At 39.3% G+C, this 17,471-nt stretch carries 11 protein-coding genes; 4 read left to right on the top strand and 7 right to left on the bottom strand.

Annotation, left to right across the window (positions count from 1 at the left end):
- The first annotated feature begins 176 nt into the window (after positions 1-176).
- Complete coding sequence (locus CWB76_RS01300; RefSeq protein ID WP_138605014.1) at positions 177-2,933, top strand: response regulator; 2,757 nt, start codon at positions 177-179, stop codon at positions 2,931-2,933.
- Positions 2,934-3,093: 160 nt separating this feature from the next.
- Here CWB76_RS01300 and CWB76_RS01295 read toward each other — a convergent pair whose 3' ends face one another.
- Entirely contained in the window at positions 3,094-4,518 is a 1,425-nt protein-coding gene (locus tag CWB76_RS01295; protein ID WP_138605013.1) for a sugar porter family MFS transporter, read from the bottom strand.
- A gap of 190 nt (positions 4,519-4,708) precedes the next feature.
- Here CWB76_RS01295 and CWB76_RS01290 point away from each other — a divergent pair, with 190 nt between their 5' ends.
- Entirely contained in the window at positions 4,709-6,874 is a 2,166-nt protein-coding gene (locus CWB76_RS01290; protein ID WP_138605012.1) for an exonuclease domain-containing protein, read from the top strand.
- A 13-nt stretch (positions 6,875-6,887) separates the two neighbouring features.
- Here CWB76_RS01290 and CWB76_RS01285 read toward each other — a convergent pair whose 3' ends face one another.
- The 6 genes from CWB76_RS01285 to dinG are packed head-to-tail and all read right to left on the bottom strand — an operon-like array spanning position 6,888 to position 11,707.
- Positions 6,888-7,043: a YbaM family protein gene (locus CWB76_RS01285; RefSeq protein ID WP_138605011.1), complete on the bottom strand. Its 156-nt coding sequence runs from the start codon at positions 7,041-7,043 to the stop codon at positions 6,888-6,890.
- Positions 7,036-7,308: a late competence development ComFB family protein gene (locus CWB76_RS01280; RefSeq protein ID WP_138605010.1), complete on the bottom strand. Its 273-nt coding sequence runs from the start codon at positions 7,306-7,308 to the stop codon at positions 7,036-7,038. The genes CWB76_RS01285 and CWB76_RS01280 overlap by 8 nt, the downstream gene beginning before the upstream one ends.
- A 50-nt stretch (positions 7,309-7,358) precedes the next feature.
- Complete coding sequence (locus tag CWB76_RS01275; RefSeq protein WP_138605009.1) at positions 7,359-8,246, bottom strand: histone deacetylase family protein; 888 nt, start codon at positions 8,244-8,246, stop codon at positions 7,359-7,361.
- The gene (locus tag CWB76_RS01270) at positions 8,246-8,854 is read right to left on the bottom strand and encodes a primosomal replication protein (protein ID WP_054202432.1); all 609 of its coding nucleotides are present in this window, start codon (positions 8,852-8,854) and stop codon (positions 8,246-8,248) included. Before CWB76_RS01270 ends, CWB76_RS01275 begins: the two co-directional genes overlap by 1 nt.
- A gap of 1 nt (position 8,855) precedes the next feature.
- Positions 8,856-9,632, bottom strand: coding sequence for a TSUP family transporter (locus CWB76_RS01265; protein ID WP_138605008.1), 777 nt, complete (start codon positions 9,630-9,632; stop codon positions 8,856-8,858).
- The gene (gene dinG / locus CWB76_RS01260; protein WP_054202434.1) at positions 9,632-11,707 is read right to left on the bottom strand and encodes an ATP-dependent DNA helicase DinG; all 2,076 of its coding nucleotides are present in this window, start codon (positions 11,705-11,707) and stop codon (positions 9,632-9,634) included. The genes CWB76_RS01265 and dinG overlap by 1 nt, the downstream gene beginning before the upstream one ends.
- 60 nt (positions 11,708-11,767) lie before the next feature.
- Between dinG and CWB76_RS01255 the strand changes: the two genes are divergently transcribed.
- Both CWB76_RS01255 and CWB76_RS01250 read left to right on the top strand, forming a co-directional pair.
- Positions 11,768-14,116 (top strand): DNA polymerase II, encoded by a 2,349-nt coding sequence (locus CWB76_RS01255; RefSeq protein WP_138605007.1) that lies wholly within the window; start codon positions 11,768-11,770, stop codon positions 14,114-14,116.
- Positions 14,117-14,519: 403 nt separating this feature from the next.
- Positions 14,520-17,393, top strand: a complete 2,874-nt coding sequence (locus CWB76_RS01250) for a TonB-dependent receptor domain-containing protein (RefSeq protein WP_138605006.1) — start codon at positions 14,520-14,522, stop codon at positions 17,391-17,393.
- Positions 17,394-17,471 lie beyond the last annotated feature (78 nt).

Genomic DNA, 17,471 nt, shown 5'->3' with positions numbered 1-17,471 from the left:
AAATTCCATTTATCTATTTTCTAATATTTTATTTTGTTATTCGTACGCTAATTCTAGCTTTTACGCACTTAGCTAATTCTTTGTCTTTATAGACAATAGCTAATGGGTAAGTAATAATTAAAACTCGTGATTATACTTTACGCCGCAGGTGTTCAATAAAGCTATTAAGGGTCAATATGACATCTCAGAGGAATAAATGGGCGCTGGCAATATTACTCGGGCTTATTGGAGGTTGCGTTAATCTTTTACCTCTGTATTTTTTTGATAGCTCTGAATTTTTATTTGGTCAGACGTTTGTAATACTTAGCCTAGTGTTTGCAGGGCTACGTTATTCTCTCCTTAGCTTAGCGATTGTAACTGGTTTTTTATTTTATCGCTGGGGACATAGCTGGAACAGTGTTGTTTATGTGCTTGAGCTGTTTTGGCTTTATGCCTTTTGTTTAAAGCGTTCTAAGCCAATACTTCCCTTAGGCGCTGTATTTTGGTTTTTAGTAGGTTTACCACTGGTGTGGTTTTTGGGTCACTTTGTTATAGGCCTGCCTTGGCTCACACTTGTTGTGGCTGCCTCAAAGTACTTAATAAATGCCATGATTGCATTGGCCCTGGTCGACTTGGTCAGTCTGTTTGTTCCTCATGCCAGTCGAGTCTATCAAGGACAACCTCTTGCACGTATTTTAAGTTATATTGTTAGCGTTATCATTATTTTAGTGGTGTTGATCACCAGTGTTTCTTTGGTTAATCAGCATTATTCGCGTTTAGAATACGAAGTGAATACGCAACTCAAAGAGCAGTCTCAATCAATTAGCACTCAGCTCAATGATTATTTACAGTTTCATAAAAACGCGGTTGTAATGACCAGTAATGCAATTAGCGTTGGTGGACAAATTCAGCCTCAGTTAGAGCAGTTGATGGCTTTATATCCAGGTTTTTTAACTAGCCTTTATGCCAGTCCAAAGGGCCTTGTTAAAAACAGCATGCCGAGCGAGCTACTAAGTGGACTAACTAAAGAGCAGCGTTATGTTAATGATCGCTCTTATTTTTCTCAAGCTCAGCAGTACCCTTTCGGTTATAGCAGTGGTGTATTTCGAGGAAGGGGATTAGGGAATCAACCGATCGTAGCACTTTCCGCTCCTATTTATAGAGATGATGAATTTTATGGTGTTATTGAGGGCTCGCTCCAACTAGACCGACTAGAGCGATTTATTCCGGACTTATTTGAATATAAAGGGCAGTTAGTAATTTTAGATGCCAACAAAAAAGTAGTATTTAGTTCACTAAATCAGTTTACTGCACTGAGTGACTTTAACCTGCAAGCTTTTAAAGCTCAGCGTCAACCTAACAGCCAACTATTTCGCTCTGCTGATAATGAAATGTATCACACCAGTCAGTTTATTGATGACAAAAATGGTTGGCAGGTCATTTCTTTTTATAATCGAAAGTACATAACCATAGTGGTCGTGGGTACATGGTTGCCAACCATGCTACTAGGCTTAATTTCGATGGTATTGGTTGTGTTGTTTATTTATAAATTTACTCACCTACTTACCAAGCCAATTAGAGAGCTGACTAATTTAATTCAAGACTTTAGCAAAACAAAAAAGCAGGTATTCAATACGGAATCTAGTTGGTATGAAGTACTACAATTGCAGTATCAATTTGACATGTTGGGCAGTGCGTTACAGCATTCAATTGGCAATTTAGAAGCATCTAATATAGAAAATGAAGAACTCAATAAGCAGCTTAGCCAATTTAATCAGCAATTAGAAAATAAAGTCGCAGAGCAAACAACTGAATTAACACAAGCGGTTAAACTCGCCAATGAAGCAAATATTGCTAAGTCACAATTTTTAGCAAACATGAGTCATGAACTTAGAACACCTATGAATGGCATATTAGGTATGGGAGAGGTTTTGCTTCGAGATCAGTCCTTGAGTACCGAACAAAAGGAATTGTTAATCACACAGCAAAAAAGTGCCAAAAACTTGCTTAATATTCTTAACGATATTTTAGATTTTTCTAAAATTGAAGCAAATGCCATGGAGCTAAATATTAGGCCCACGCAGCTAACTCCATTTATCGAAAATATACGCTCTTTATTTTCCTCGATTGTTGCTGCCAAAGAGGTAGAATTTACGGTTATTCAAACTAATAATTTGCCACAGTGTATTAGTGTTGATGAATTACGCTTAAATCAGGTGATCATAAATTTACTCTCTAATGCGTATAAATTTACGCAGCAAGGCTTTGTAAATTTATCGTTTGATTATCACGATAATAAGCTTCAAGTTAGCGTTGAAGATAGTGGTATTGGTATTGCGAAGGCACAGCAATCACTGTTATTTAGCGAATTTACTCAAGCTGATGTGGGCGTTGCGCGTAAATATGGGGGAACAGGGCTCGGGTTGGCTATTTCGCAAAAGCTGATAAAAATGATGGACGGTGAAATTCAGTTACATAGCGAAGAGGGTAAAGGTAGTACGTTTACATTTAGCATTAGTGCACCAAAATCAGCAGATGCCCCATCAACTTTATCTAAAAAAACAGCTATGCAACCAAACCTGTTGGGTAAGCACATACTGTTAGTTGAAGATAATGCGATTAACCGACATGTTATTTCAAAAATGTTGGAGCCGACTGAAGCGGTGATAGTTATGGCCGAGGATGGTGTTAAGGCTCTTGATGTATTAAAAGATCAATCGTTTGATTTGATTTTAATGGATTGCCAAATGCCTAATATGGATGGCTATGAATGCACACGTACGATTAGAGTTATGGAAGTTAAAACAGGTTTGCGAGTGCCTATAGTAGCGATTACGGCTAATGCTTATGAAGAAGATAAACAGCGATGTTTAATAGCAGGTATGGATGACTTTATTGCCAAACCAATTAATAGTGATGATTTATACACTGTGATTGGTAACATTCTCAGTTGATAATAGTTCAACAGGCAAAAGCTTAGAACGTGCCAGAGAGTATCCGCTTGCCAAATGGTTAACTGTATCTAATTAGTTTTATTAGCAAAAAATAAGATAATAGAATGGGGGATTAGCCTGAGTAAACTAATGGAAAGTCGGCGCTACTCAGGCTATATAATTACATTGACTCTAATTTTATGCCGCGTGTTTCTTTGATGTATTTAACCACAAAAAATACACTAATAAATGCCGAAAGAGTGTAAAAGCCATAAGCACCTGCTAAACCAATACTGCCGAGCATAATCGGGAAGGTCATAGTAATAGCAAAGTTAGCTATCCATTGTGCGCTAGCTGCAACAGCAAGGGCTGCTCCGCGAATACGGTTATTGAACATTTCACCAAGTAGTACCCATACAATAGGGCCCCAGCTTAAGCCAAAAAATACCACAAATAAATTAGCCATTATTAATGCAAAGGTACCCATATTTTCGCTAAGTGCTAACTTGCCCGCTTCATCAAGGCCTGCACTTCCAAAGGTGTAGGTAAGTGCACTTAAACTAATAAACATACCTATGCTACCTACCAATAATAGTGGCTTACGGCCTACTTTATCGACTAAGGCAATAGCTATAAAGGTAGATAAAATATTGGTGGTGCCGGCAAGCACATTAATAAACAGTGATTGTGATTCGTCAAAACCAGCGGCTTGCCAAAGCTCTGAGCCGTAATAAAATACCACGTTAATACCAACAAATTGTTGGAAAACTGATAAAGCCACACCCACCCAAACAATAGGATGTACTTTTTTACTGCCATCAATAAATAAGTCGCGAATACTTGGTTTTTTATCACTTTGCAGAGACTGCTTCACGTCATTGATTTGCGTATCAGCATCGTCATTTGAGATTTTATTAAATACAGTTTTAGCGTGTTTAAGTTTACCTTGTGCGACTAGGTAACGCGGTGACTCAGGAATAAAAAGTACGCCAATTAAAAATAACCCTGCAGGAACAAGTTCAGCCCAAAACATCCAGCGCCATGCGGCTAAATCTAACATTAAAATACCTTCGGCACCGCCAGCGGCGTTAGCAATTAGGTAATTACTTAAAAAGGCTGCAAATAAACCAAGTACGATAGCGAGTTGTTGTAATGTCGCTAAACGACCACGTAAACTTGCTGGTGCTACTTCTGCAATATAAGCAGGTGCTAAAACAGAGGCTGCACCTATGCCTAATCCGCCAAATAAGCGGTAAAAAATAAACTCAGCAGAACTATCGGCAACCCCAGAGCCAAAAGCGCTGACTGCAAATATAATGGCAGTGACAATCATAATAGCGCGACGGCCAAATTTGTCAGCTAATGGGCCAGCAGCTAAAGCCCCCAGCGCACAACCTAATAATACAGATGCAACATTAAAACCAGTTGCAACACTGCTTGAGTTAAATGTATTACCTAATGCCGATACGGTGCCGTTTATAACGCCCGAATCGAAACCAAATAAAAAGCCACCAATAGCGGCAACGGCCGATATAAAAATAACATATAAAAGCGAGCACTTAGTCTGTGCGCTATGCTCACCTTTAGTTGCATGCTGTGTCGTCATGTTGTTCAATCCTAATTTTTATTATGTGTAATGTAGTTAAAGTAGCACTAAATTTGCTGGCAACCTTAGCACAGAGTGATCACGCTAAAAAAGATATTTCAATAGTAATACGTATGCATAAAAATTTTATTGGGTTGATAAAAATAACGAGATACTAGATACTGTTTTTATATACAGTATGGACGGTTTTATGAAAAAAGAGTTACCAGCGAAATATTATTTGGCACATTTTAGAGAGCTATTAACGTTTGTGAGCGAGAAATGCATGCATTTACTCGAGCAAAAGCATATTTCATTTATTAGTAAAATAAACACGCTCGACGAACAGAGCCAGTGTATGTTGGCGCGCATTTATTCTCGTAAGCCTTATTTAGTTCAAACCCAATCATTAAACTACGAAGAAATTAGCTCGCCATACCAAGCACTTTTTAAATTAAAAGCGGCAAAGTTAATTGTAGAACCCTCTAATAAAGATCATAGGCAACTACTAAGTCACCTAACAAAACCGGCCTTAATAGAGCTGCTAGAAAAGCAAGAACAACCACCATTATTTAAAAAAAGCGCTGCTAAAAGTAACTTAGTTGAAATAGCTAGTTCATTCTTTGAATCTAAGCCAGAGTGTCTTGCACACTTATATAATCAGTACGTGATAAATAATAGAGAAGAGTACTACGAGTATTTTGAATTTTTATATATCGGCAGGCTCAGTGCAGGCGATATTAATCATCAAAATCGATTTGTACTGCGAGATTTAGGCGTAACACCTGTTAGGCAAGAGCATAGTGAAAGCTTGTCGCGCTTTGATTCAATAGAGGAAGCGCAGTCTAACTATGCATTAAACCGTTTGCGACTAACGCTTAAAAATACAAAAGATGACAATGAAAGAGAGGTACTAGCAAAGAAGCTAATAAATGAAGTAGCGTTGGGGGTTATTGCACAAGAGTTAAAAAACAAGTTACTGGTTATACTTTATAAGCAACTAAAAACAACTAACCCAACACTTGCGTTTGATGTACTTAATGCTTGCGAAGACGATGCACAAGCCTTAGAAATTCAAATAAGGGAGCAATATCGACAAGGCAATAAGCAATGGGTAAAAACGCAGCTTGAGCAAATTATAGAAAACCCGCTTAGTGATGAGTTACTGTATTTTGCAGATGACTTTTTAATGCGTAAATTTAACAAGCAAACCCGTTCGCGGCTCAGTGAAATGTTAGCCAGTACACGCTGCATTATAGAAGTTGATGAACTTTACCGCGGCGATGTTGAGTTAGGTGTAAGCGATCACTACACTCGTCAAGGCAAACAGGTTTTTTATACTGAAAATACTTTGTGGCAAAGCCTATTTGCGCTGGTTTTTTGGCAAGAGCTATTTATTGAAACCCCGACGCCGCTTTGTAATGAATTTGATATTTTCCCACAAGCGTTAAAAACAGACTCCTTTTACTTAAATCAATCCTCACAAATAGAAGCGCGGCTGGCTGCGTGTAATAGTACCCCCAAATTGCTGCGTTTAGTGTGTAACCATGCCGCGAAGTATTATGAGCAACCAAATGGCTTATTTAGGTGGCACCCAGATGTGTTAAAGCCAGTAGAGATGCTTATATTAAATAGCCCAATAACGGCTTTACTTCAGCATTTAAAAAATATGGCAAAGAACTACCGACAGCTAAAAGATGGTTATCCCGATTTAATGATTGTTGATAATAACGCCGTTCATTTTGAAGAGGTTAAAGCGCCTGGCGATAAGCTCAAAAGAAACCAACTAGTGAGTATCGATAATTTAAAAAGCTGTGGCTTTATCGTAAATATTGCAGCGGTAAACTGGTATGTAGATCCTAAGCGGATTTATAGTGTGGTAGATATTGAAACAACAGGGGGCCTAAAAGGGGGGAACCGAATTACCGAAATTGGTATTGTTAAAATACAGCAAGGCAACATTATTGATACTTGGACTACGCTGATAAACCCAGAGCGGCCTATCCCTCGTTTTATTACTAAACTAACCGGTATCAACGACGCCATGGTAAGTGATGCGCCTATATTTAGCGACATTGCTTCGACTTTATTAGATAAGCTTTCGGGTAGTATTTTTGTCGCTCACAATGTTAATTTTGATTATGGCTTTATTAAAAAAGAGCTTGAGGGGCTGGGAATCAACTTTAAAATGCCAAAACTATGTACCGTTGTTGAATCACGTAAAGCATTTAAGGGATTAAAGTCGTACTCACTGGGGAATTTATCTGCACACTTTAATTTAGATTTAACTAACCATCACCGTGCATTAGATGATGCTAAAGCGGCCGCGCAGTTATTGTTACTGGTACAACAATCTACAAATAGGGTTTGCGTTTAGGAAGTAAAAAGCGCTAAGTGCGCTTTGTTACTTTATTTTCAAAGTCACTTTTTACGATATCGAGCGCTTTTAATACTTCTTCTGGCTCTACATCGTGTTGCTCTAAAATCATAATTAAATCAACAGCCAGTTTCACGTGTGTAGGAGCTTCTTCTAGTGGGTTACTCATGGAGCGCTTTCTTTTTAGCTATTTGATCAATCGCAAAATTAATGGCAACTTCTACGCGTTGCTGCATATCTAAACGATCTGTTTGAGTTAAATAAAACGCCATATCTACATCGTAACGAATATAGCGGGGTGGTAATTGATTGAGAACGGTGCAGCAAAAGTCAGCCATTACATCGTCGTTGTAACGTTCATTAAGTTTACGTTTTTCTATTTCTTCTAAAACGAGTTTTTCGTAAAAATTGTGTATGTCGTCATCTAATCGCATATTCCTGTCACTCTTTTTTATTGTCTGTAATGAGTCTATACCAAGGATTGTTATAAATCGAGAGCCGCTTTAAATAGTTGCTTATGGACGCTAACTAAATTGTTGATGTTGCGTTGATAACCGCCACCTAAAGCGCACATCAGCGGTATGTTTCGCTGCTTACAAAAATTAAGAACGGTAAAATCGCGCTCATATACACCAGCTAAGGAAACATCAAATAAGCCGAGTTCGTCTTTGGTGTAAATATCGGCGCCCGCATTATATAAAATAATATCAGGCTGGTGCAGACGAACACATAACTCAAGAGCTTGCTCTAGTGTTGTTAAATACTCTGCATCTGTGGTGTTTGCAGGTAAGCCAAAGTCGTAGTTTGAGTGCTGTTTTTGCCGAGGAAAGTTTTGTTCACAGTGAATTGAACAACTAATTATCTGCTCGTGATGTTGGGTTATTTGCGCGGTACCGTCACCTTGGTGTACGTCACAATCAAATATTAATACGGTGTCGGCTTTCTCTGTTGAAATAAGATGCGCTGCCGCAATGGCTAAATCATTAAAAATACAAAAGCCACTGCCGTAATTGCTATAAGCATGGTGGTAGCCGCCACTTAAATTCGCCGCTAAACCACTTTTGATTGCACTTTCAGCGGCTTGAATGCTGGAACCAACAGAGTAAAGTGTTCGCTCAACAAGTTCAGGAGAGTGAGGAAATCCCATTTTCTTCACCGCTTTGTCAGTCAACGACCCATTTAAAAAGTCAGCAATATAATCTGAGCTATGGCATAAGCTTAACTGCGCTGTAGTTGCAGGCGAAGGCGATATAAATTGGGTGTAGCCTAAACATTCAACTTCATGCTTAAGCTGTTGATACTTTTTAATTGGAAATCGATGGCGCTCAGGGAGCGTTAAAGCAGAGTAGAGAGGGTGATAAAAAAGCTGCATTAGCGTAGCTGTTGTTTTTCTACTTGTTGAATTTTGTCTTCGGTGGCAGAAATCGCTTTTCTACAACGGCCGAGTCGTGCATGAGTAGTTAAAATTTCTTGGTTAAGCTTTTGTGCTTGCGCAGGCGATGCTTTTTCCATTTGCAATTTACGCTCTTCAATCATCAGTACTAGGCGACGTTCAAATTCATGGTTTTGTTTAAGTTCGTCATATAACTCGTGGGATGATTGCATGATTTTTTGCACCGCTTGTTTATAAACAGGCTGTTTAGCACGAGGCTTATAATGACTTTTATTTTCTTTCACCCAAATAGGGGTCGATTTAATAACATTAAATACCGCTTGTACCTGACTGGCAATACGCTCAAGTGCATAGGTGTAAGCATGGCGGTGTTCGCTCGGTGGTAGGCTAGCTATTTCATCTTCTATTTCTACTACGTAGTCGGCTAAGTTCATACTTTTGGTGCTAAACACGGCTCTGTCAAATAGGCTCGGCTGTGCCTGCATATACCGGTTTTTAGAAAAGAGCTTTGCTTTGTCAAATTGCTCTGCTTGTTGCTTAAGCGTGGCAACTTGTTGGCGTAGTTTGTCTAAAGCAGCAGATTGCATATTAAAAGTATGCCTCGTAAATTAGTTTTAATGCTAAAAGTATAACCATAGTATTAAATACTGGACGAATAAATTTACTGCCAAAACGAATCGCTGAATGTGCGCCAAACCATGCACCAAGCATGATAAAGAAGCCCATTGTAATTCCCAGTAAAAAGTTAACATGGCCAAGTGCAACAAAGGTGATCAGCGAGATAAAGTTAGAAACAAAATTCATTGAACGCGCCAAACCACAATTAAGTAGCAAACTCATTTTATAAAGCATACCGTTTGAGGCAGTCCAAAAAGTTCCCGTTCCAGGCCCAGCTAAACCATCAAAAAAACCTAGGCTTAATCCTTGTAGCCACTGTTTAATTTTTATTGCGCGGGTTAATTCAGGTAGGTCGTCGCTTTGTGTGGTACTTAAATTACCAAACAAGCTGTAGCAAGCCACTAAAATAATAATAATGGGTAAGAGCTTATTTAAAAACTCAATGCTTAAATGATCAACAATGAGTGTACCTAACAAAGCACCTATGGCAGTAGCCATAATAGAGGCAAACCAAAACCGTGGGTTAAATAACTGTTTTTTATAATAGGTGATACTGGCAGTTAACGAGCCAAAACTGGCGGCCAATTTATTAGTGCCAAGCGTTAAATGAGGAGGCAATCCCGCCGTTAACAGTGCCGGTACAGTAAGTAATCCACCGCCGCCAGCAATAGCATCAATAAAGCCCGCTAAAAGTGCAACGCCACATAAAATAGCCCAAGTTGTTGGGTCGAGTGCAAGTTCAAACATCAGTAATCTATTTGTCTTTTAAAAGGTGGTAAGGTGTCGAGCATGGCTTTGCCATATCGTTTGGTGATTAAGCGTCTATCTAAAATAGTTATTGTGCCAATATCACTTTCTTTGCGCAGCAGTCTACCACAGCTTTGTACCAATTTCTTTGCTGCGTCTGGCACGGTTATAGATAAAAACGGATTACCGCCTTTACTTTGCACAAACTCCGCTTGTGCTTCTTCGATAGGCGAGGTGGGCACCGCAAATGGAATTTTTGTAATAATCAGGTTTTCTAAATATTTACCAGGTAAATCAAGTCCTTCAGAAAGGCTTTGGGTGCCAAATAAAATACTGCCTTTGCCTTCATCAATATTTTTAGTGTGTAATTTGAGTAAAGCTTCTCGTGACATTTCACCTTGTACTAATAAGTTAAATCCTTTTGTTCTAAGAAACTTACTTACATGGTCCATTTGCCAGTAAGAGGCAAATAACACTAAGTTAGCTTTTTTAGTGTTTAGATATTCGGGTAATGTTTTAGCAATATGATCGCTAAATTCTTTATCTGTTGGCTCTATGCTTGACGTCGGAATACGCAGAGTGGCCTGTTTTGGGTAGTCAAACGGGGAGGGGACTTTTATAAACTTTACCCCTTCTTCTTTAGCAAGACCGCTTTCATAAGCAAAGTGATCAAATGAGCCTAGTGCGCTCAAGGTAGCTGAACATAACACGGCTCCGGCACATTCGCTCCACAGCTTATCTTTTAAATAGTAACCGACCTCAATGGGGCAGTCGCTAAGCAAGTGATCATGATGGCTTTTGTATTCAAGTCGTTTTATCCAACGCGCATGCGGCGTGCCTTCGCCTTTAGTAGCGTAACTAAACCATAATTTATTAAGTTGTTCTAACCGGTTTATGTATTGCCCACTTTCAGCCAGAATGGGGTCGGCAACATAAGGTTTAATATCACCGTCGCTTACATCTTGTGTGAGGGTATCGTGCATTTTATTCAAACACCGTAATGCATCAAGCGTGGCTTCGCTAATGTCTTTTGCCTTCGCATGTAGCGATTTAGGGATTTCACCATGTTCAAAGCGATAGGTATCGTCTTTTGAATATTCAAAATCGGCGTTGTCGAGAATATCGCGGACTACCTTTAAATCTTTGTTAGCATCGTTAACGCTATCGCATAACTTAAAGTTTTGCCCAATACCTTTTTGCCCAACTAACACTTTGGCCATTTTGCCACTAAATTTAGTGAGTTTGTCGAGCCAATCTATCGTGCCTTTTATTGTAGCCGCAGCAGATGAAAAGTCGCGGGTAATATGCGCAAGGTGATGCGCTTCGTCGATTACATAAATGGTGTTGTCGGGTTCGGGTAAAATTTTTCCGCCCCCTAAATCTAAATCAGCTAACAGTAACGAATGGTTTATAACTAAAACATCCATTTGCATTAACTGCTGGCGGGCGAGTTGAAAAGGACATGTTTGGTGTGCTTTCATCTGGCGTTGGCAAGCATGCTTATCGCAAGCGATTAGTCCCCATACTCTATCAGGAATGGTATCAGCCCAGCTGTCTCTATCGCCTTGCCATTTTTTATTGACATAGGCATCGTAAAGTTGCTTTAAGCACTTAGTTTCCATATCACTTAGTGGCGATGTAAGGGTAGGCATAAACTCCATTTGAGTTTGGCTATCGCTGTTTAGTGCATTGTGAAGTTTGTGAGCGCAAATATAACGTTGGCGGCCTTTTACTAAATCAAATTTAAAATCGAGCCCGGAGTGCTTTTTAAAAAACGGCAGCTCTTTAGCGATTAACTGCTCTTGCAAAGCGACCGTAGCTGTAGAAATAACCAGTTTCTTTTTTTGTGCTAATGCCAGCGGTAGAGCGCCTAGGCAGTATGCTAATGACTTGCCGGTACCTGTGCCTGCTTCAATAACGCAAATACGTTGTTTTTTATGGTATTCACCGGCTAATGTTTTGGCGATTTCAGCAACTAAATAGTTTTGACTACTGCGAGGGCGGTAATCGGTTAGGTTATTTGCAACATGCTGGTGTACTTGTCTAATTGTTTTTTTAAGTGAGCTCGATAGCATGTGATGATTAACCTAAAATATGTATATAATTACAGTGTATATATTAAGTGGGATCGAACATTGACACAAGCAATCTATCAGGGCTTTATTTTATCAAGGCAACAATACGGGGCTAAAAATGCACAAGGTATTACTTTGTGTTACTGGCTAAGCTCTGCTCAGGGCCCGATAAAAGTGACGATTGAAAACCAGCAAGCGGTATTCTTCATCCCATTAGCACAGCAGCAGGCAGCGAATACCTTGTTGACTAAGGCGAGTGTTAACGTCCAGTTTAATAATGTTGAGCTTTGTCACTTTAGTGGTAGCGAGTGTGTTGCCTGTTACTTTAACGATATAAAAAGCCTATACACTGCAAGAGCTCTTTTAGAGCAAGTAATGCCAATTTACGAAGCCGATGTGCGCCACAGTGACCGCTTCTTAATGGAGCGCTTTATTAAAGGGGGCGTATGGGTAACCGGTAACGCCAAAGCTCAAAACGGCTTTATTGAAATTAGTGATGCAAAGCTAAAAGCAAACACCGAGTATACGCCAACGCTTAAGTCTGTTTCTTTGGATATAGAATGCAATGGCGACGGGGTGTTATTTAGTGTTGCACTGGTGGGAAATGGTTTAGATTGTGTATTGATGATAGGTGAGCAACAGCTGCAGAGCGACTCGACATTTGAAATAGACTGGTGCTATGACGAAATTAACCTACTCACCAAGCTGCAGCAGTACATTATAAATAATGATCCCGATGTTATTGTTGGTTGGAATGTTATTGATTTTGATTTTAGTTTATTGCAAGAACGCGCTGAGGCGTTAGGGCTTACTCTAAACTTTGGCCGAGATAATCAACCTTTATATATTAATAAGGGTCATTACACCCGATTAACGCTCCCAGGGCGGTGCGTCATTGATGGCATTGATACCTTGAAGAATGCCACTTATAGATTTGACAGCTTTTCGTTAGCTAATGTTGCAGAGCGGGTGCTTAACGAATCTAAATTAATAAAAACCGACAACCGATTAACAGAAATTGTTCGTCAATTTAATGAAGACAAGCTAGCTCTTGCTGCCTACAACCGTCAAGACTGTATTTTGGTTAATCAAATTTTCGAAAAATTAAAGTTATTTGAATTTGCCATAGTCAGAACTCAAATCACTGGGCTCGAACTTGAGCGCATGGGTGGATCAGTTGCCGCATTTACAAACTTATACTTACCGTTATTACACCGCAGTGGTTATATTGCCCCCAATTTAGGCGATCATGGGCTCTCATTTGAGAGCCCCGGTGGCTATGTGATGGAGTCGACTCCAGGGCTGTATAAAAACGTTTTGGTATTGGATTTCAAAAGCTTATACCCTTCAATTATGCGTACGTTTTGTATTGACCCGCTAGGTTTAATCGTAGGGCTAAATGAGCCAGAGCAAGCAGTTGAAGGATTTAATCAGGCATTATTTTCAAGAACGCAGCACCACCTGCCTAAATTAATTGAGCACCTGACACAAACTCGCCAAGAAGCCAAAGATACTAATCAACCCATGCTCTCGCAAGCGATTAAAATTATTATGAATAGTTTATATGGTGTACTCGGCTCTAAAGGCTGTCGGTTTTACGACCCGCGCTTATCGAGTTCTATCACTTTACGTGGCCATGAAATAATGCAAACAACTCGTAAATGGATAGAAGCGCAAGGCTTTGAGGTGATATATGGTGATACCGACTCTACGTTTGTAAAACTCAGTGAAGATACAAGTCCTGAGCAATGCAACGAGATTGGCAGCCAACTTGTTCGACATATAAACGAAAAGTGGCAGGTCGACTTAAGGCAGCGTTATGACTTACAAAGCTATTTAGAAATTGAATTTGAAACCCATTACAGTCCGTTTTTTATGCCAACTATACGAGGTAAAAAAACAGGTTCTAAAAAACGTTATGTTGGTCAAGTAACCAAAAAAAATGAAAAAAAGTTGGTCTTTAAAGGTATGGAAACCGTTCGCAGTGATTGGACTGAGTTTGCACAGGAGTTTCAAATACAGTTGTTTGAAACTCTTTTCTCTAGTCACTTCGAAATACAGCAACTGCACAATATAATAAACAGCTACACGCAAAAATTATACAGCGGTGACTTTGACCACAAGCTCGTTTATAGAAAGCGTTTAGGGCAGCACCTGAGCGATTATATTAAAAATATCCCACCTCACGTTCAAGCAGTTAAAAAACACAAAGCGAGCCATCCTGAGTTTGAAATAAAACGCGCGCAAGTAATCGAATATGTTTACGCAATAACTGGCGCCGAACTTTATACTGGTAAAAACATCCTTAATTACCCCCTATACATTCAAAGACAGCTTGAACCCGTAGCGCAAATGATATTAAGCGCTTTAAACACATCAACTGAATCTACTCAAGCTACATTATTTTAACTTAGCTATGGGAAAAATAGGTGCTTTGTAGGTTTTTTTTCGATTATAAGTTCCTATTTCGCATAAAAATTGTAAATTTTAAAGTTAACATTTGTGATCATGATTACAAAATTGTTTTAAATCACTACAAGATAAAAATCTAATATAAATTAATAATTATCATTTAAATCAGGTGTTTATCTTTTTGTTTTTAGGTTGTTTCTAAATCAAATCCAAAAAAAAGCTTAAAAAGCGAACCAAATAAACTTAAAAATGATAACGAGAAGTCACTTAAAGTGTTTTTAAGGTTAATTTAATGTTGACCGTGTTGTGATCAAAGTATTATCATCTAGGGCATGATCACAATTTAATTAACAAAAGTGGTCAAAAATAAAAAAACAAATAGTATTCTAGGGAGAATCAAATGTTAAATAACAAAGTTTCAAAAGCAGTTCGTTTAGCGATCGCTTTTGGTGCAGCTTCTACTGCTGCTTTCTCAGCAAGCTCAATTGCTGCAGAAGAGGGTGCAGAACAAGTTGAAAGAATTCAAGTAACCGGTTCACGTTTAACAAGAACTGATCTTGAAGGTGTTGCTCCAATCACTACCATTTCTGGCGAGTCTATGGGTGATATGGGTATCAGTAATGTTGGTGAATTCATTCAGTCAAACCCTGTAATGTCGGGCTCACCAGCTACTACAAGCACAAACAACGGCGGTAACGGTGGTGTATTCGTAGAGCTTCGTGGTCTAGGTTCGTCAAGAACACTTGTACTAATTAATGGTCGCAAACCTGTTTCAAGTGATTTCCAAAACATCCCATCTGCAATGATCGAAAGAATCGAAATTCTTAAAGATGGCGCGTCTGTAACTTACGGTTCAGCTGCTATGGCAGGTGTTGTTAACGTTATCACTAAAAAGCAATTTACAGGTATTGAACTAAAAGCTAATACTTCTTGGTACGACGATTTCAGCGCAGGCAAGCAAGAAAACTTTGAAATTGTAGCTGGTAAAGAATTTGACTCAGGTCATATTACTGTTGGTTTTGATTACTCTCAACAAGACCCAATCTATCAAGGCGATGTAAAGGGTGTAGATTTCTTCCAATACCCTTGGTACGTAGGTTCTACAGATCAAGCTAAAAGCTTTTATGAAAATGGCCTAATCACTCCACAAGATGATCCAGATAATGCAAACGTAATTATTTTAGGTTCAGGCTCTGTTCCATGTGGTAACTTCTACCTTAGAAATCAACCAGGTAGCTTCACAAATGGTAATTGTCCAACAGGTGCTGATGGTAAACCTGCAGCAGGTGACATGAGACCTTTCGTTGGTGGTGGTGCGAATAACGATACATATAACTACGCTCCAGTTAACCTAATGCAAACACCTTATGAAGTAGTAAACTTCTTTGTTGACACGTCATTTGAAGTTTTTGACGGCGTAACGCTATACACAGAAACTCGTATCAACAAACGTGAATCTCGTCAAGAGCTTGCCGCTGTTCCTTACGATACTCGTTTTGATCCAGGATACTTAGTACCTGACTCTGCTGGTAACATGGTAAATGGTGTTTCTGCAGATAACTACTACAACCCATTTGGCGAAGATGTAATTCGTTCACGTCGTCGTATGCTTGAAGGCGGTCGTTCATTTGAGCAAGATTATGTTCGCTTCCAAAACGTGATCGGTCTTACTGGTGATATTAATGATTCTTGGACCTATGACGCTTACTACAACTATGGCGCTAATAGCCTAAATGATACTGATTTTGGTCAGTTATATGGTCCTAACTTATCAAATGCAATGGGTCCTTCATTTAAAGACGCTGACGGTAACATCGTATGTGGTACAGAAGCTAACCCAATTGCCGGTTGTGTATCGCTAAATGTATTTGGTGGTCCAGGTACTGTAACTCAAGAAATGCTTGATTATGTTACGGCTCCTCTTGGTGATTCTTACAACGATTCATTCCACCAAGTTCGCATAGACGTGTCAGGTGAGTTATTTGAACTACCTGCAGGTTATGTAGGCAGCGCGTTCGGACTTGAGTATTACGAGACAGAATTTGAAGATGTAACTGACTCAGGTAAATTCTTTGACGAAGTGACAGGTAATACTGGTCAACCACTTACAGGTCTTGGCAGACATTACACTGCAGCAACAGCTGAATTCTTAATCCCGTTAATTGCAGACATGGGTGTTGAAACTCTTGATCTTACAGTAGGCGGTCGTTACGATGATTTCAGTACGACTGGTACTAGCTTTACTTGGAATGCCAAGTTAGAGTCGCGCGTTTTTGATGGTTTGAAATTCCGTGCTAACTACTCAGAAGTATACCGTGAACCTACACTAGATGATCTATATTCTCCTGCTGCGGATTCTTTTGAAACAGCATCTGATCCATGTGGCGCTGCTCGATACGGTGATTTATCAGCTGCAGGTCAAGCATTATGTGGCACTCAAGGTGTACCAACAGGTGGTCATTCAAGCACTGACTCTCAAATTCGTACTCGCGTAGGTGGTAACACAGAGCTACAAGCTGAAACAGGTGAAACAATCACTGTTGGTTTCGTATGGGCTCCAAACTTTATCGATAACCTTGGTATCACAGTTGATTACTGGGATATCAACATCGATGGTAAAATCGATTCTTTAGATACTACAGACATCATGAATGGTTGTTACACAGGTCTTCTAGAAGAGCAGTGTGCTAAAATCACTCGTGCGGCAGATGGTACTATCGACAAAGTTGATAGCCGTACAACTAACCTTGCTGGTATGACAGCTAAAGGTATAGACGTAGATGTAAACTACAGCTATGAGCTACCTAAAGGTATGTTACGCCTTAACCTTGCTTGGACTCATTTCTTAGAAAGAGGTGAAGAAAACTTCAACGCAGAAACAGCAACGTTTAATCTTGAAGATTTAGCTGGTCGTTTTGAAAATGATACGTCTTACTTTGAAGACAAAGTATTATTTAATGCAACTTACATGTTAGATGACTTAAGAGTTGTTTACGCAGCTAACTACCTTTCAAGCCTAGAATATGCTGACCTTTCTTTCTTCAATGCTGCAGGTGAGCTTGAGGGAATGAAAGCTACTATAGACTCACAGGTTTACCATGACTTGTCAGGTCAATACACATTCAGCACTGATACTACAGTACAGTTTGGTGTTCGTAACTTAACTAATGAGTTACCTCCTTTCATCGAAACTGCATCTAATGGTAGCACTGATGAAAGTAACTACAGACTTTATGGTCGTCAGTTCTTTGCTGGTATTTCTCAAAAGTTCTAATGTTACTTTTCAGGACTTATTAAACTAATAATTAGTTCTAAGTTAAAAGTTAAACGGCCCCAGATACTGGGGCCGTTT

It is taken from the genome of Pseudoalteromonas sp. S1609 (assembly GCF_005887255.1).
Taxonomy (GTDB): Bacteria; Pseudomonadota; Gammaproteobacteria; order Enterobacterales; family Alteromonadaceae; genus Pseudoalteromonas.
The sequence above is the reverse complement of the archived record's forward strand: the minus strand, read 5'-3'. Positions and strand labels throughout refer to the sequence as shown.

Excerpts from the sequence above, each read along its gene's own strand:
- CWB76_RS01290 (WP_138605012.1), top strand. The coding sequence starts at position 4,709 with ATGAAAAAAGAGTTACCAGCGAAATATTATTTGGCACATTTTAGAGAG.
- CWB76_RS01275 (WP_138605009.1), bottom strand. The coding sequence starts at position 8,246 with ATGCAGCTTTTTTATCACCCTCTCTACTCTGCTTTAACGCTCCCTGAG.
- CWB76_RS01285 (WP_138605011.1), bottom strand. The coding sequence starts at position 7,043 with ATGAGTAACCCACTAGAAGAAGCTCCTACACACGTGAAACTGGCTGTT.
- CWB76_RS01250 (WP_138605006.1), top strand. The coding sequence starts at position 14,520 with ATGTTAAATAACAAAGTTTCAAAAGCAGTTCGTTTAGCGATCGCTTTT.
- CWB76_RS01265 (WP_138605008.1), bottom strand. The coding sequence starts at position 9,632 with ATGTTTGAACTTGCACTCGACCCAACAACTTGGGCTATTTTATGTGGC.
- CWB76_RS01300 (WP_138605014.1), top strand. The coding sequence starts at position 177 with ATGACATCTCAGAGGAATAAATGGGCGCTGGCAATATTACTCGGGCTT.
- CWB76_RS01270 (WP_054202432.1), bottom strand. The coding sequence starts at position 8,854 with ATGCAATCTGCTGCTTTAGACAAACTACGCCAACAAGTTGCCACGCTT.
- CWB76_RS01280 (WP_138605010.1), bottom strand. The coding sequence starts at position 7,308 with ATGCGATTAGATGACGACATACACAATTTTTACGAAAAACTCGTTTTA.
- dinG (WP_054202434.1), bottom strand. The coding sequence starts at position 11,707 with ATGCTATCGAGCTCACTTAAAAAAACAATTAGACAAGTACACCAGCAT.
- CWB76_RS01295 (WP_138605013.1), bottom strand. The coding sequence starts at position 4,518 with ATGACGACACAGCATGCAACTAAAGGTGAGCATAGCGCACAGACTAAG.